This window comes from Streptomyces sp. SLBN-8D4, assembly GCF_049739545.1.
Classification (GTDB): Bacteria; Actinomycetota; Actinomycetes; order Streptomycetales; family Streptomycetaceae; genus Streptomyces; species Streptomyces canus_C.
The window spans coordinates 8,993,256-9,009,020 of sequence record NZ_JBMGQC010000001.1 but is presented as its reverse complement, the minus strand read 5'-3'; the positions used below and the strand labels follow the sequence as shown (position 1 = coordinate 9,009,020).

Here is a 15,765-nt window from a genome sequence, read left to right as displayed (position 1 = left end):
CAGTTGGATCGCTAAGGCCACTCGATGTCCGTCGTCGTGCAAGGTAAGGAGGGCCGTTCGGCCTCTTCTGCAGCTTGACTGTTGCAGGGTCTCCTCATCGCCACGGCGGGTGTAGCGATTGGGTGGCGCGTAGTGCGGGTCACGCGGATCTCCTAGCGGGTCGAAGGATGTTCAATGGAGATTAGACAGCCAGCTTTCGGAAAAAAGCTGAGGACTCTTCGCCTTGAGAATGGGCTGACACAGGCGGATCTAGCGGGGGGTCCGGTCTCCACCAGTTATGTCTCAAGGATCGAGAGCGGCTCTCGCATTCCATCCGTGGAGACAGTCCGATATGTGGCAGCAAAACTTGGTGTCACCGCAGAAGAGCTTCTTTCCGTCGATACATCTGAAAACTCCTGGAACGTAACAGCAGCGGAGATCTCGACCCTGCTCGCAGATAAAGACTTTCCAGCCGTCATCGACGCGTTGCACCCATACGGTGCAGATCTGTCGGCACGGCTTCCCGAGGGATGGGCCTGGCAGATGCTGTGGGCCAGGTCTCGCGCCCATACGGAACTGCAGGACGGACAGGGGCGACGCACTGATCTGCACCAAATGGTGGCGCTGACCAGGAAATGGGATTCGCCATCTCTGCTTGCCAGACTTCTGGTCGACCTATCGGATTCCGCACGCGTCGTCGGCGACATTGGAGAGGCACTTGCCGCAGCCGAGGAGGCGCTTTCCATCGTCAATCACATTTCTCCGGTTATAAACACGCTAAGGATCCAGTGTTTTCTCGCGTTGATGGCAGCCCAGACCGAGGCCGGCTTGCTGCATCAAGCGATTACGAAGGTGCCACAGGTGCTTGACGCAGCAAGAGACGCTTCACCCTCGATGAAAGCTCGGGCGTATTGGAGCTGTTCCAGCGTCAAAGTGCGGCAGGGCGCCTTCCGAGAAGGGAAGGAACTGATCAACCTGGCCATTTCCACCATGCCGAGTCGGGACGATCTCCTCGGCTGGGCACGATTGCGTATGGCTGCGATTTCCCTTCACCTACGGTGCTCAGAATCCACCTCCCCCATGATGCACACGTGGCTCAAGGAATCTTCCGATGCTCTTGCCTATGTGGGGCATCCGGTTCATCACGCCGAACTCAAGGCCGTTGCCGCGCGTATGCACTTGGCAGAAGGCCGCACTGCCGAGGCGCAATCTGAGGCGGCCGATGCGGAAAATTCTGGGCTCCTGTCCTTCCACGACAGACTGCGCACAAAACTCTTGCGCGCCGAGGCTGCAATGAAACTGGGCCACGGCAGGGAAGGAGCTGGTATCGCAGAGGCGGTTGCCGAGGAAGCTGAATCCGCCGGCTACCTAGAACTCGCCGCCGAAGCATGGAAGACGGTGGCGGTCGCTCATAAATCCCCCCCCGTTCCTTAAGCCCGCCCGTTGCGCTTTCTTCGTACTGCGTTAATGGACCGTTAACGAATACACGTCTTGGAGCCCTTGCGAATCGGACTCAGAGGCATCTCACGATCTTCAACAGGATAACTGTACCGTGAAACGGGAGTGGCACATTAAGCCACAGCACAATGGCTGGAACTGTGCGCCAGTCACTCTCTGGCCTCTCCGCACTTAGGGGCATGACGCCAGGTCAGCCGCTGACAGAGAGATGAACCCGGTTCCCTCGTGGCGTCGCTCTCGCATCGTCAAGGTCCCGTGCTCGGGCCTGTTGTGGCTGAAACTGTTTACCGCTTCGAGGTGTGGCGCTTTCCCTTCCGTGCACATAGCGTCTCGCCTTCCTTGCTCAGGCTGAATCAGCGATGTCCGGGCTGTGGTGACGGGGCGTGATCCCTGCGGTACGACATCCGGGTGAAGCGGGAGGCCGTGCGGCTGGAGGCCGCCAAGCGGTTCGAAGCCGGGGCCGGGACGCCCGGGTTGCGGTGGAGTTACGGGTGTCGGACCGACTGGTGGGCGGCAGGGTGCTGCCGGAGCCTGGACGCGACGGCGGGCTCGATGGTGGTGGAAATGCTGTCTCTGCGGTTGGAGGCAGGGCTGGATGGTGAAGCGAGTGAAGCATGCGGCCTGGCCACCGTGTCCTGGAGATCGGCTCCGGCGGCGACGACAGAGTCCTGAACCCGCCGCCCTGGCCACCGAGCGCATCAGGAACAAGACGACGGCAAGGACCTGTACGAGCTCGTCGTCCACGGTTATAGCGACCAAGGGCGCCTCGCCGCGCAGGAGATGGCCGAGCAGGTCCAGCACTGGCAGCGCAACCACCGCGGCGCCCGCTGCCCCCTCATCACCGCCCGCCCAGCAGTCGGCCGCGCTCCGGCGGGCACGGTCCACGAACCGCATGTGTTCGCCAAGAAGCACACCTGTATCACCGTGGACTGGCCGATCGTGCCCGGCAGCACTGCCCTGCCCACCACTTGCGGGAGATGCGACGCCGGATGAAGGGCGGTGCCTCCTGATCATCGCTCGCCGATCGGACGCGAAATGTGCTGGGACCCGCACACGCCGAGCAGCGAGGTCGGGCTCGGTCTCTGAGGCCGGTCGCCTCTTACGCAACGACTCCGAGGCGATCAGCCCCAGATGTCCGAGCTCAACGGAGCGCGGTCAGCACCAAGTCAGCACGGGAGGCAGCACCGCACCCCCAACTCATCCGATCAGGGCAAGGACGTGCGGGTTTTCATGATTTGGAGCGCCGAAGTCAGCACGGAACCAGCACCGGGATCTCGGTGCGCTGACCGGCACTGACCAGGCCGCACCGCGATACCCGCCGCTGGGCCCGCCGACCGCCGAGGAGTGATCACAGAGCGTTCCGAACCACCGCCCGCCCATGGTTTGGTCCTGCAGAAGATCCGCGCTTTAGGGCCAGGACCGGAACCGGCACGCCCCGCAAGATGCCCGACCCGGCTTGAACCGGGTACCGTCCGCCCGCTGCCGGCTGTGACGATCAAGGACAGCAGGCGGCAGCGGCCGTCGGCGCTCAGACGGAGTTTGATGGTGAACCCGCCGCGTGAGCGGGGTCGCTTCCACCGCCACCACGGGCTCAGCGGCCCCAGCGCAGCGCCGCCGTCTGCACGGGTGCGTCCCACAGCCGCAGCATCTCCTCGTCGGCCCGGCAGAGTGTCACCGAGCAGCCCGCCATGTCCAGCGACGTGACGTAGTTGCCCACGAGCGCCCGCGCCACCGGCACGCCCCGGGCCTCCAGCAGCCGGGCCACCTCGGCGTGGAACCCGTACAGCTCCAGCAGCGGCGTCGCTCCCATCCCGTTGACCAGGGCCAGTACCGGCCCGTCGGCCGGAGGCACGTCCCCCAGCTCCTCGAGTACGGCGCCCACCGCGACCTCCGCGATCTCCCGGGCAGGCATCATCGCGCGCCGCTCTCGGCCCGGCTCGCCGTGGATCCCGACCCCGAGCTCCATCTCCCCGTCCGGCAGGTCGAAGGTCGGGCCTCCCTTCGCGGGAGTGCTGCAGGCGCTGAGCGCCACGCCGAAGCTGCGCGAGAACTCGTTGACGCGCCGGGCGATCGCGGCCACCTGCTCCAGCGGTGCACCCTCCTCGGCGGCCGCCCCGGCGATCTTCTCCACGAACAGGGTCGCCCCGGTGCCCCGCCGCCCGGCCGTGTACAGGCTGTCGGTGACGGCGACGTCGTCGTTGACCAGGACCCGCTCGACCCGGACGCCGTCCTCCTCGGCGAGCTCGGCGGCCAGCTGGAAGTTCAGCACGTCCCCGGTGTAGTTCTTGACCACGAACAGCACGCCCTGCCCGGCCTCGACGGCGCTCGCCGCGCGCAGCATCTGCTCCGGGACGGGCGAGGTGAACACCTCCCCGGGACACGCGGCCGACAGCATCCCGTACCCGACGAACCCGGCGTGCAGCGGCTCGTGCCCGGAACCGCCGCCGGACACCAGCCCGACCCGGCCGCCCTCCCGCGCGTCTCGCCGTACGACCACCCGCCGCTCCACGTCCACGTCCAGCTCCGGGTGGGCGGCAGCCATCCCCCACAGGGCATCGGCGACCACGGTCTCCGGACTGTTGATCAGCATCTTCATGGGACCTCCCGGGTGGAACCGGCGGCCGAGCCTGCGCCCAGTGTCCTCACGGAGCTCAGGCATGGCCGGTGACAGGCGGGCGCATTCGCGATCGCACGCCCCACGAACAGTGTGCCGTCACGCCGTGGACATCCGCGATCCGTGCTCGCTGCCGCCCGCCTGCCAGGGCGAGGGTGCGGCCAACGGTCCAGGCGGCCAGGGCGCCGCACCCGCCGCAGACCATGCCGCAGGTGGCGGCGCACCTCCGCGGCGGGTGCGGCGGCGGAGCTGGTGGTGACGACGACCGCCACGTCGGCCTCTGGACGGCGAAGCAGGTGCCGCCGAAGTGCCGCAGGTCCTGGGAGCCCACCCGGTTGCCGTCGGCGCAGTGCTTGCCCGGGATGACGACGAGGAACCCGTCCGCGTTCGTCGCGAGCACATCGGCGCCCAAGTCGGCTGCACCGCCGAACAGTTGTACCGGGGTGCAGCCGCCCCGCGCGCCCGGCGCGGGCGATGTGCGCTCGAAGGCGTCGGCCGCGGGGCTACGGACCCCGTGCCCTTGAGCTGGTGCAGAAGCGGCGGTCGCCCCCGCAGCGGAACATGCAAGGCAGGCCCAAGCGTCCCCTGCCGGCGGGCGGACTTCCGTCTCCTCCCTGGCCGGGCAGGGGGCGGTATCGCCCCGCACGCGTATGGCGCTGGCCGGTCCTACAATGATTTCTGAGGACTCGGGGCAGTCAACGGCCGACCCTCGGGCCGGCGGGAAGCGGGCACCCATGGCTGAGCGACTCAAGAGATCAGGACTGGTCGGCGAGCTTTCAGCGGAATTCGCCGGCACGATGATCCTCATCCTCTTCGGTTGTGGCGTGGTGGCTCAGGTAGTCGCCGGCGGGGCTCTCACGACTCCGCCGGGCGGCCTGGGAAACCACGACAGCATCGCCTGGGCCTGGGGCCTCGGCGTCACACTGGGTGTGTACGTCGCGGCGAGGCTGAGCGGTGCGCACCTCAATCCCGCGGTGACCCTGTCGCTGGCGGCGTTCAGGGGCTTCCCGTGGAGCAAAGTGGCTCCCTACGCGCTGGCCCAGACGGCCGGTGCCTTCGTGGCAGCCCTGCTCGTCCGGTGGAACTACACCGAGGCGCTGGCGAAGGCGGATCCCACCCACACGATCAAGACGCAGGGCGTGTTCTCCACCCTGCCCGCCAACGGCAACCCGAACCTGCCGGTCCACGAATGGGGCGCCTTCCGCGACCAGATCATCGGCACCGCGATCCTGCTGCTGCTGATCATGGCGGTCACGGACCTGCTCAACACGCCCCCCGGTGCCAACCTGGCGCCGTTCATCGTCGGTCTGATCGTCGTGGGCATCGGTATGGCCTGGGGTACCAACGCGGGTTACGCGATCAACCCGGCACGCGACTTCGGTCCCCGGCTGGCCAGCTTCTTCACCGGGTACGGCGGAGCGTGGCGAGATCAGTACGGGAACTTCTACTTCTGGGTGCCGATCATCGGTCCGCTGATCGGAGGTCTGCTGGGAGCGGGCCTGTACAAGGTCTTCATCGGCCGGTTCCTGCCGACCGCTGAGCCGGAACCCCCCGGACGGATCCCGGCCCCGGACGAGAACTGACCGTCTCCCGGGGTTGCCGTGACCGGCTGCCCCGGGAGAGCCCAAGGAGAGGCGGCACCCCATGGCGGACTTCGTCGGCGCGGTGGACCAAGGGACCACCAGCACCCGTTTCATGATCTTCGACCATGCCGGCAACGAAGTGGCGAGGCACCAGCTGGAGCACTCACAGATCCTCCCGCGCTCGGGGTGGGTCGAACACGACCCGGTGGAGATCTGGGAGCGCACCAACTCGGTGATCCAGAACGCGCTCCGGCACGGAAACCTCTCGCCGGAGGACCTGGCGGCCATCGGTATCACCAACCAACGGGAGACGACCGTCGTCTGGGACCCGCGCAACGGCCGCCCCTACTACAACGCCATCGTCTGGCAGGACACCCGTACCGACTCCATCGCGGCAGCGCTGGACCGCTCGGGCCAGGGCGACGTCATCCGCCGCAAGGCAGGGCTGCCGCCGGCCACGTACTTCTCCGGCGGCAAGATCCAGTGGATCCTGGAGAACGTCGACGGAGTCCGCGAGGCGGCCGAGCAGGGCCATGCCCTCTTCGGCAACACCGACGCCTGGGTGCTGTGGAACCTCACCGGCGGCCCCGACGGTGGCGTCCACGCCACCGACGTGACCAATGCCAGCCGCACCATGCTGATGGACCTGGAGACCCTCGACTGGGACGACGAGCTGCTGGGCTTCTTCGGCGTTCCCCGGGCGATGCTGCCGACCATCAGCCCGTCCTCCCACCGGGAGGCGTTCGGACAGACCCGTACGTCCCGGCCGCTGCGGGCGGCCATCCCCATCACCGGTGTGCTCGGCGACCAGCAGGCAGCCACCGTCGGGCAGGTCTGCTATGCGCCCGGCGAAGCCAAGAACACCTACGGCACCGGCAACTTCCTGGTGCTGAACACCGGCACGGAACTGGTGCGGTCCCAGCACGGCCTCCTGACCACCGTGGCGTACCAGTTCGGCGACAGCCCGGCGATCTACGCACTCGAAGGCTCCATCGCCGTCACGGGCTCCGCGGTCCAATGGCTGCGCGACCAGCTGAAGATCATCAACGATGCCGCCGAGAGCGAACGCCTGGCGCTCACCGTCGAGGACAACGGCGGGGTCTACTTCGTCCCTGCCTTCTCCGGCCTGTTCGCCCCGTACTGGCGTTCCGACGCCCGCGGCGCGATCGTCGGCCTCGCCCGGTACAACGACAACGGCCACCTGGCGCGGGCCACCCTGGAAGCGATCTGCTACCAGAGCCGCGACGTGGTGGAGGCCATGGAGCAGGACTCCGGCGTCCACCTCGACGTGCTCAAGGTCGACGGCGGCGTGACGGCCAACGACCTGTGCATGCAGATCCAGGCCGACGTCCTCGGCGTCCCGGTCAGCCGCCCGGTCGTCGCCGAGACCACCGCGCTCGGCGCCGCCTACGCCGCCGGTCTGGCCACCGGTTTCTGGCAGGACACGGACGAACTGCGCACCCACTGGCAGGAGTCCAAGCGCTGGGCACCCCAGTGGTCCGAGGAACAGCGCGCGGAAGGATACGCGGGCTGGAAGAAGGCGGTGGAGCGCACGCTCGACTGGGCCAAGGTCGAATAGGTTCCGGCCGGGAGCGACCGAAGGGGCCCGCCCGAGCCGCGTGCGCCGCCCGCACCCGCTGCACGAGGAGGAGACCATGGCGAACCCGGTGGCTCTCTCGCCCGGCGCACGCGCGGAGGCCCTCGTCCGGCTGGGAGAGGGCGAGCTTGACGTCCTCGTCGTCGGGGGCGGCGTAGTCGGCGCCGGCGCGGCCCTGGACGCCGCCACCCGGGGCCTGAGAGTCGGTCTCGTCGAAGCCCGGGACTGGGCCTCGGGCACTTCCAGCCGCTCCAGCAAGCTCATCCACGGCGGCCTGCGCTACCTGGAGATGCTGGACTTCCGGCTCGTCGCCGAAGCCCTGAAGGAACGCGGACTCCTGCTTCAGTTCCTGGCCCCTCATCTGGTACGTCCGGTCCCGTTCCTCTACCCCCTGAAACACCGGGTCCGGGAGCGTCCTTACGTCGGCGCCGGCGTGCTGCTGTACGACACCATGGCTGCGGCCTCAGGTAACTCCAGAGGTCTGCCCCACCACCGCCACCTGCTCAAGCGCCAAGCCCTGCACGAGGCGCCCGCGCTGCGCTCCGACGCCCTGGTCGGCGGGATCCAGTACTGGGACGCCCAGGTCGACGACGCCCGGCACACCATGTTCCTCGCCCGCACGGCCGTCGCCTACGGAGCGCTGGCCGCCAACCGCACCCGTGTCAGCCGCTTCCTGCGGCAGGGCGAGCGGGTGGTGGGAGCCGTTGTCACGGATCTGGAGACGGGCGACGAGACAGAGGTGCGAGCCAAGCAGGTCATCAACGCGACCGGCGTGTGGACGGACGACACCCAGGCCCTCGCCGGCACGCGCGGCCAGTTCCACGTCCGCGCCTCCAAGGGCGTGCACCTACTGGTCCCCCGCGACCGGATCAACTCCCGCACCGGGCTTATCCTCCGCACCGAGAAGAGCGTGCTGTTCGTCATCCCCTGGGGGCGACACTGGATCATCGGGACCACCGACACCGACTGGACACTCGACAAGGCCCATCCCGCCCTCAGCTCCAAGGACGTCACGTACCTGCTGGAACACGTCAACAGCGTCCTGACCACGCCGTTGGTTCCGGAGGATGTCGAAGGCGTCTACGCCGGTCTGCGTCCCCTCCTGTCCGGCGAGGCCGCAGAAACCAGCAAACTGTCACGGGAGCACCTGGTCGCACACCCGGTACCCGGTCTCGTCGTGGTGGCCGGCGGCAAGTTCACGACCTATCGGGTGATGGCCAAGGACGCGGTCGACGAGGCGGCCCGCGGCCTGGACGAGAAAGTGCCCGACTGCGTCACGCAACGCGTTCCGCTGCTCGGCGCCGACGGCTATCCGGCCCTCTGGAACTCCCGTCACATCCTCGCCGAGCGCTCCGGGCTGCATGTCGCCCGCATCGAGCACCTGTTGAACCGTTACGGCTCCCTGGTGCACGAGCTGCTCGCCATGGTCGCAGCCGACTCCTCGCTCGGCGAACCGTTGCCGAGCTCCGACGATTACCTGCGGGTCGAGGCCGTGTACGCGGTGACCCATGAGGGTGCCCGCCACCTGGAGGACGTGCTCGCCCGGCGTACTCGGATCTCCATCGAGTCCTGGGACCGCGGTGTGGACGCGGCGCGGACCGTCGCGGAACTGATGGCGCCTCACCTGGGATGGGACCAAGCGCACCGGGACCGTGAGGTCAACCACTACCTGAAGCGGGTGGCCGCCGAACGCGAGGCCCAGCAGCAGCCGGACGACCAGACCGCCGACGCGGTACGGCTCGACGCCCCCGACATCATCCCGGTGCACTGAGCAAGGTCGGACTGCGCGTCCCGGACGACACTCGTTTCGACACCATCGATAACCTGAACCGCCTTTCCACAAGCCGGCATGGTGGCCGCACGCATAGCGAACCCTCAAACTATGTAGCCGCGCCACATGTGTGCCTGACGTGCGGATTCCTACGGTGTGGCGACACGCAAAACGTCCCCGTCACACCCCAGGAAGTGGTGCCGATGTCGTCGCCCGCAGCCGCTCCACCAGCCCCGAACAATCTCAAGCGCATCGTCGCCGCCTCGCTCATCGGCACCACCATCGAGTGGTACGACTTCTTCCTCTACGGCTCCGCGGCCGCCCTGGTCTTCAACAAGCTGTTCTTTCCCGACTCGGACCCGCTCGTCGGCACTCTGCTGTCCTTCCTGACGTACGCCGTCGGATTCGCCGCCCGTCCGCTCGGCGCCCTGGTGTTCGGGCACTACGGGGACCGGCTCGGACGTAAGAAGCTGCTGGTCCTGAGCCTGCTGCTGATGGGCGGGGCGACCTTTGCGATCGGGCTGCTGCCGACGCACGCGACCGTCGGAGCGGCCGCTCCCGTGCTGCTGACCGTGCTGCGCCTGGTCCAGGGCTTCGCGCTCGGCGGAGAGTGGGGCGGGGCCGTCCTGCTCGTGTCCGAGCACGGGGACGCCCGGCGACGCGGCTTCTGGGCCTCGTGGCCGCAGACCGGCGCTCCGGCCGGGCAACTCCTCGCCACGGGTGTGCTGTCGCTGCTGACCGCCGTTCTGTCGGACACGGCGTTCGGGAGCTGGGGCTGGCGGATTCCCTTCCTGCTCTCCGGCGTCCTGGTGATCGTCGGCCTGTGGATCCGGCTGTCCGTCGATGAATCCCCCGTGTTCAAGGAGGCGTTGGCCCAGGCGGAGGCCCGCAAGGCGGCGCGGGACGGCGTGGCCGAGAAACTGCCGCTCGTGTCCGTGCTGCGCCACCACTGGCGCGACGTGCTGATCGCGATGGGCGCGCGCATGGCGGAGAACATCAGCTACTACGTCATCACCGCGTTCATCCTCGTCTACGCCACCACGTCCGCCGGCGTGTCCAAGCAGACGGCCCTCAACTCGGTGCTGATCGCCTCGGCCGTGCACTTCGCGGTGATCCCCGCCTGGGGCGCACTGTCGGACCGCGTCGGCCGGCGCCCGGTGTACCTGCTCGGCGCGGTCGGCGTCGGGCTGTGGATGTTCCCGTTCTTCTCGCTCGTCGACACCGGCGGCTTCGGCAACCTGGTCCTCGCGGTGACCGTCGGACTCGTCCTGCACGGCGCCATGTACGCGCCCCAGGCGGCCTTCTTCTCCGAGATGTTCGCGACCCGGATGCGGTACTCCGGTGCCTCCATCGGCGCCCAGTTCGCCTCCGTCGCGGCAGGTGCCCCGGCCCCGCTCATCGCCACCGCGCTCCTCTCCGACTACGGCAGCTCCACCCCGATCGCCCTCTACGTCATCGCCGCGGCCGTGTTGACGGTCGTCGCCGTCGGTGTCGCCAAGGAGACCCGCCACCGGGACCTGGCCGACGTCGAGACGGACGCCGAGCCCGAACCGGCGGCCAAGTCCCCCGCAGCGGACGCCCGGACCGTCTGAGCCCGGTTCCCCGAGCCCGACCGGCCCCCGCACGCCCGGCGTGCGGGGGTCAGTGCCGTGGCGGCGCCGACAAGCGGTACAGCCGCAGCGCGAGCTGGATCTCCAACGCACGGGAGGGGCTCTGCCAGTCCTCGCCGAGCAGACGGCCCACCCGCTCCAGGCGCTGGGCGACGGTGTTCACGTGGACGTGCAGCTCGTCCTTGGTGCGGGCCGGGCTCATCCCGCACGTGAAGTAGGCGTCCAGGGTGCGCAGGAGGTCGGTGCCCCTTCGCTCGTCGTAGGCGACCACCTGGCCGATGGTCCGCTCGACGAAGCCCGCGATGTCCCGGTCACCGGCCAGCAGAAGCCCGAGGAAGCCGAAGTCCTCGGCGGCCGCGCCGTCCCCCGAGCGGCCCAGAAGGCGCAGCGCGTCGAGGCAGCGGCGGCCCTCCTCGTAGGCGGCGGCCACGGCGTCCAGGTGGACGACGAGATCGCGGACCGGGGCGGAGGCGCCGACGGTCACCGCCTCGTGGACGGCCGTGCCGAGGTGTCCGGCGGTGCGGCGGGCCAGCTCGGTGGCCGTGTCCCCGGCGGTGAGGGGCAGCAGCAGGACGGTGCCGCCGTCGCGGGCGGCGGCCAGGCCGTGCCGGGTGGCGGCGAGGTGGGAGGCCGCGGACCACAGACGTCTGCGGGCGGCCGCCTCCTGGTCGGCGTCGGGCGCCGGGCCGTCGAGACGGGCGGCCAGCACGACGTGGGTGGCGTCGAGGTCGGCGTCCAGCCGGGCGGCCCGCTCGCGCAGCAGACGGGGGTCGCGGTCCCGGGCGTCGAGCAGGTCGTCCAGGAGCTCGCCACGCACCCGCTGTTCGGCCTCGGCGGCGGAACGTCTGGCCAGCAGGAGCAGCGAGGTGACCATCGCGGCGCGCTCCAGGGTGCGCTGGTCCACCGGGTCGAGTCCCGGGTGCCCGCGCAGGACGAGGGCGCCGAGGAGTTCGCCGCCGGCGGCGACCGCGGCGATCCAGTCGTCCCCGTGCCGTACGGCGTGGCCCTCGGCCCGGGATGCCTCCAAGGCCTCGGTGGGCGCGATCTCGGTGAACTCGACCGTGCCGTCGAGGATCTCCGAGACGGCCGCCGCCACGTCGTGCACCCCGCCACCGCGCAGCACCAGTTCGGCGAGCCGGTCGTGGACCTCTGAGGCGCGCTCGATCACACCGCTGTGGTCCCGGATGATCTCGTTGGCCCGCTCCAGTTCGGTCAGGGCCGAGCGGGTCTCGGTGAGCAGGTTCGCGGTGTCGATGGCGGCCGCGGCCAGCGCGGCGAAGGACCCGAGGAGCGCGATCTGCTCCCGCTCGAAGACCCGGGCACGCCGGTCCGCCGCGAACAGCACGCCGATGACGTGGTGCCCCAGCGTCAGCGGTACGCCGAGGATGGCGACCAGGCCCTCGTCCCGGACACCGGAGTCGATGGTGAGGGTGTGCTGGAAGCGGTCGTCCTTGAAGTAGTCGTCGGTGACGTAGGGGCGGGCGGTCTGGGCGACCAGTCCGCCGAGCCCCTCGCCCATCCCGAGCCGCAGCTGCTGGAAGCGGGCCGCGACCGAGCCCTCGGTCACCCGCATGTAGGTGTCGCCCCGCACCGGGTCGTGCAGGCTGAGATAGGCCACATCGGTGCCGAGCAGGGAGCGGGCGCGCTGCACGATGGCCCGCAGCACCGCGTCCAGGTCCCGGAGCCCGGCCAGGTCGTGGGCAGTCTCGAACAGGGCGGACAGCTCGGCCTCCCGCCGGCGCCGGCCCTCCAGCTCGGAGCGCACGCGCAGGGCGACCGCCTTGGCCTGTTCCAGCGCGGCGATCCGCCCGGCCGGCCTTCCCTCGGCGCGGGCGATCAGCACGGGCTGTTCGTAGGCGTCGGCGGACGCGCCCCTGGCCAGCAGTTCGAGGAAGGGTGCCTCGGCACTGCCGGCGGGGCGCTCGAGGGACTGCGGGTGATCGCTGGACATGCCCACAGGATTGCTCATCGCAGGCTCACCCCGTCAGGCCTGTGGAAAACTCCGGTCCGGTGCCGTTCAGTGCGCGGTCCAGCCGCCGTCGAGGACGAGTGACGTACCGGTGACGAAGGAGGCGTGCGGGCCGCACAGGTAGGCCACGGCCTCGGCGACCTCCTCCGGCTCGATGAGCCGCTTGAGCGCGCTGTCCTGGAGCAGCACCTCGGACACCACCCGCTCCTCGGGGATGCCGTGCGCCCGGGCCTGGTCGGTGATCTGCCGCTCGACCAGTGGGGTGCGTACATAGGCGGGGTTCACACAGTTCGAGGTCACGCCGTGGGGGGCGCCTTCGAGGGCGGCCGTCTTGGACAGACCCTCCAGACCGTGTTTGGCGGCCACATAGGCCGCCTTGTAGGCCGAGGCGCGCAGGCCGTGCACCGAGGAGACGTTGACGATCCGCCCCCACCCCTGGCCGTACATGTGCGGCAGGGCGCCGCGGATCAGACGGAACGGTGCCTCCAGCATCACGGTGAGCACCGTGTGGAACACCTCGGGCGGGAACTCCTCGATGGGGCGGACCAGTTGGATGCCGGCGTTGTTGACGAGGACGTCGGTGCCCGCGGCGGCGTGCTCGGCGGCGTCCAGGTCGGTGAGGTCGAGGACGTGCGGCTCGACGGTGCCCGCCAGTCCCGCGGCCCGCTCGGCGAGCGCCTCCAGGCCGGGCGCGTCCCGGTCGACCGCTCTCACCTTGGCCCCGGCCGCCGCGAGCCGCAGCGCGCAGGCACGGCCGATGCCGCCGGCTGCGCCGGTGACGAGGGCGGTGCGGCCGCCGAGGTCGAGTGCGGGGGCGTGGGGGCCCTGGTGGGCGCTGCTGGTGGTCATGTTCCGACCCTAGGCAGCGCCCGGCCCTGACCACATGTGGTCAGGGCCCATACTTCACTCGGAACTCGTGGGGTCGAACCATGTGGGTGCCTCCACCAGCGCCTGCTTGATCCGCAACATCCCGAACTCGTTCAGCTCCGGCAGGGCGTCCACCGCGAACCAACCCACTTCGAGGGACTCGTCGTCGTTAACCCGGGCCTCGCCGCCGACCGCCCGGCAGCGGAACGAGATGTCCATGTACTGGCACATGTCGCCGTTGTCGTACGTCACGGGCCTGAGCGCCTGGACCACGACGACCCGCTCGACGACGCAGTGGACGCCCGTCTCCTCCTCGACCTCCCGCACCGCGCAGGCCGCGGGCTGCTCCCCCGGTTCCGGGATGCCGCCGAGCAGCGACCACTTGCCATTGTCCGAGCGGCGGTTGAGCAGCACTCTGCCCTCGTCGTCGAAGACGACGGCACTGACGCCGGGGAGCCAGAGGAGGTCGTGGCCGATGGAACGCCGCAGGGTGCGGATGAAGTCAGGAGTAGCCATGCCTCGACCCTAACGGCCGCCTTCATGGCTCCAGTGATCTTTCCGGGACGTACGGCCTACGTGCGCCTACGCGCCTTCGGCGCGACGCCTGCGCACTCCGGCGCCGACGGCCCAGCCGAGCCCGCCCGCGGCGACCAGCACCAGAGCCATCTCGGGCAGGATGCCGAGCCGGGTCGCCGGGGTCTGCGTCGACCTCAGCGGCACCTTCTGCACCAGCGAGTCGGCCACGAACATGCCGGTCCTCTGGGTGATCCTCCCGTCCGGCATGATGATCGCACTGACGCCGCTGGTCACCGGCACCGTGACGGTCCGGCTGTGCTCCACGGCGCGCACCCGGGACATCGCCAGCTGCTGGTAGGTCATCTCGCTGCGGTCGAAGGTCGCGTTGTTGCTGGGCACGGAGATCAGCTGCGCGCCGTCGGTCACCTCGGAGCGCACGGCCCAGTCGAACGCGGCCTCGTAGCAGGTGACCAGGCCCACCTTGGCGTTGGCCATCTGGAAGACGCCCGGCTTGCTGCCCCGGCTGAAGTCCTGGCGGACCATGGAGGTCCAGTTCTTGTTGATCGCTCCGACGAGCCCCCGCAGCGGAAGGTACTCGCCGAACGGCTGGATCTGCCGCTTGTCGTAGGTGTCGGTGGGTCCCTTGACCGGGTCCCACAGGATCTGCTCGTTGTAGAGCTTGCCGTCCCGCTCGACGACCCCGCCGACGGAGATCGGTGCGTCGATGGCCTTGGCCGCCTGTTCGATGACGACGGCCGCGGTCGCGTCGGCGAAGGGGTCGACGTCCGAGGAGTTCTCCGGCCACAGCACGATGTCGGGCCGGTCGACCTTGCCGGCCTTCACCTCGGCGGCCAGCCGCTCGGTCTCGCGCGCGTGGTAGTCGAGCACGGCCCGCCGCTGGGCGTTGAACTCCAGGCCCGCGCGCGGCACGTTGCCCTGGATGGCGGCGACGGTCACGGTGCCGTCCTCGGCCTTGTCGCTCACCAGCGTCCGGGCCGCGAGTGCCCCGACCACCGGCACGGCCACGCTCAGCAGGGCCACGGCCGCGGCGGGCCGCCGTACGCCACCGGTGCCCCGCCGCTCGACGACCAGCCGCACGATTTCGTACAGGCCGAAGCCGCACAGGACGACGCCGAAGCCCAGGACGGGCGTACCGCCCACCGCGGCGAGCGGCAGGAAGACACCGTCGGCCTGCCCGAACGCGATCTTGCCCCAGGGGAAGCCGTGGAACGGCGCACGCGCGCGTGCCGCTTCTCCGGCGATCCACACCGCGGCCGCCCACACCGGCGCACCGGGCAGCTTGGAGACGGCGGCGATGCCCACGCCCACCAGCGCGACGAAGATCGCCTCGATCGCCACCAGGGCGAGCCAGGGCCCGGCGCCCACCTCCACACCGGTCCACACCAGCAGCGGCAGCAGAAAGCCCAGGCCGAAGAGGTAACCGAGACCGAAGGCCGCCTTCCAGCCACGGCCGCGCAGCACCCAGCCGAAGACGGCGAAGGCGGGCAGGGCCAGCCACCACAGGGTGCGGGGCGGGAAACTGACGTAGAGCAGCACTCCGGAGAGCGCCGCGGCGGCGGCCGGGACGAGGCGGCGGAGCCGGACGACCCAGCGGGAGGCGGGCGCGGACTGCGGTTCCAGCCGGTCCGACTCGTCCACGGAAGTTGCGGTGACGGTCACTCCGGGAGTGTACGGCGGTTGACCTCGGCGTCCACAGCGCGGTCCGCCCGGTGACCGTGACGCCGCCCACGCGCCCGTGCCGGAAGATCCCGCACAACTCGTCCACAAATCGTCCATCAGC

At 69.6% G+C, this 15,765-nt stretch carries 11 protein-coding genes; 6 read left to right on the top strand and 5 right to left on the bottom strand.

Annotation, left to right across the window (positions count from 1 at the left end):
• Window positions 1-174 precede the first annotated feature (174 nt).
• Window positions 175-1,413 (top strand): helix-turn-helix domain-containing protein, encoded by a 1,239-nt coding sequence (locus RKD20_RS40785; protein ID WP_424882097.1) that lies wholly within the window; start codon window positions 175-177, stop codon window positions 1,411-1,413.
• An 804-nt stretch (window positions 1,414-2,217) separates the two neighbouring features.
• Window positions 2,218-2,430 (top strand): hypothetical protein, encoded by a 213-nt coding sequence (locus RKD20_RS40780; protein ID WP_424882096.1) that lies wholly within the window; start codon window positions 2,218-2,220, stop codon window positions 2,428-2,430.
• A 598-nt stretch (window positions 2,431-3,028) separates the two neighbouring features.
• On the opposite strand, the gene dhaK is transcribed toward RKD20_RS40780, so the two are convergent.
• Window positions 3,029-4,033 (bottom strand): dihydroxyacetone kinase subunit DhaK, encoded by a 1,005-nt coding sequence (dhaK, locus tag RKD20_RS40775; RefSeq protein WP_424882095.1) that lies wholly within the window; start codon window positions 4,031-4,033, stop codon window positions 3,029-3,031.
• 752 nt (window positions 4,034-4,785) lie between these two features.
• On the opposite strand from dhaK, the gene RKD20_RS40770 reads away from it, so the two are divergent.
• From RKD20_RS40770 to RKD20_RS40755, 4 genes are all read left to right on the top strand, one after another.
• Window positions 4,786-5,634, top strand: coding sequence for an MIP/aquaporin family protein (locus RKD20_RS40770; protein WP_424882094.1), 849 nt, complete (start codon window positions 4,786-4,788; stop codon window positions 5,632-5,634).
• 61 nt (window positions 5,635-5,695) lie between these two features.
• On the top strand, window positions 5,696-7,213 hold the full coding sequence (gene glpK, locus RKD20_RS40765; RefSeq protein ID WP_424882093.1) for a glycerol kinase GlpK: 1,518 nt from the start codon (window positions 5,696-5,698) through the stop codon (window positions 7,211-7,213).
• A gap of 76 nt (window positions 7,214-7,289) precedes the next feature.
• Window positions 7,290-9,002 (top strand): glycerol-3-phosphate dehydrogenase/oxidase, encoded by a 1,713-nt coding sequence (locus RKD20_RS40760; protein ID WP_424883441.1) that lies wholly within the window; start codon window positions 7,290-7,292, stop codon window positions 9,000-9,002.
• A 203-nt stretch (window positions 9,003-9,205) separates the two neighbouring features.
• The gene (locus RKD20_RS40755; RefSeq protein ID WP_424882092.1) at window positions 9,206-10,594 is read left to right on the top strand and encodes an MFS transporter; all 1,389 of its coding nucleotides are present in this window, start codon (window positions 9,206-9,208) and stop codon (window positions 10,592-10,594) included.
• A gap of 49 nt (window positions 10,595-10,643) precedes the next feature.
• Here the strand turns inward: RKD20_RS40755 and RKD20_RS40750 are convergent, their stop codons facing one another.
• The 4 genes from RKD20_RS40750 to lnt form a co-directional block, all read right to left on the bottom strand.
• The gene (locus RKD20_RS40750; protein WP_424882091.1) at window positions 10,644-12,563 is read right to left on the bottom strand and encodes a helix-turn-helix domain-containing protein; all 1,920 of its coding nucleotides are present in this window, start codon (window positions 12,561-12,563) and stop codon (window positions 10,644-10,646) included.
• Between the two features lie 66 nt (window positions 12,564-12,629).
• Window positions 12,630-13,430, bottom strand: a complete 801-nt coding sequence (locus tag RKD20_RS40745; RefSeq protein ID WP_424882090.1) for a 3-hydroxybutyrate dehydrogenase — start codon at window positions 13,428-13,430, stop codon at window positions 12,630-12,632.
• A gap of 54 nt (window positions 13,431-13,484) precedes the next feature.
• Entirely contained in the window at window positions 13,485-13,964 is a 480-nt protein-coding gene (locus RKD20_RS40740) for an NUDIX hydrolase (RefSeq protein ID WP_424882089.1), read from the bottom strand.
• A gap of 66 nt (window positions 13,965-14,030) precedes the next feature.
• Complete coding sequence (lnt, locus tag RKD20_RS40735; protein ID WP_424882088.1) at window positions 14,031-15,644, bottom strand: apolipoprotein N-acyltransferase; 1,614 nt, start codon at window positions 15,642-15,644, stop codon at window positions 14,031-14,033.
• Between the last annotated feature and the right edge of the window lie 121 nt (window positions 15,645-15,765).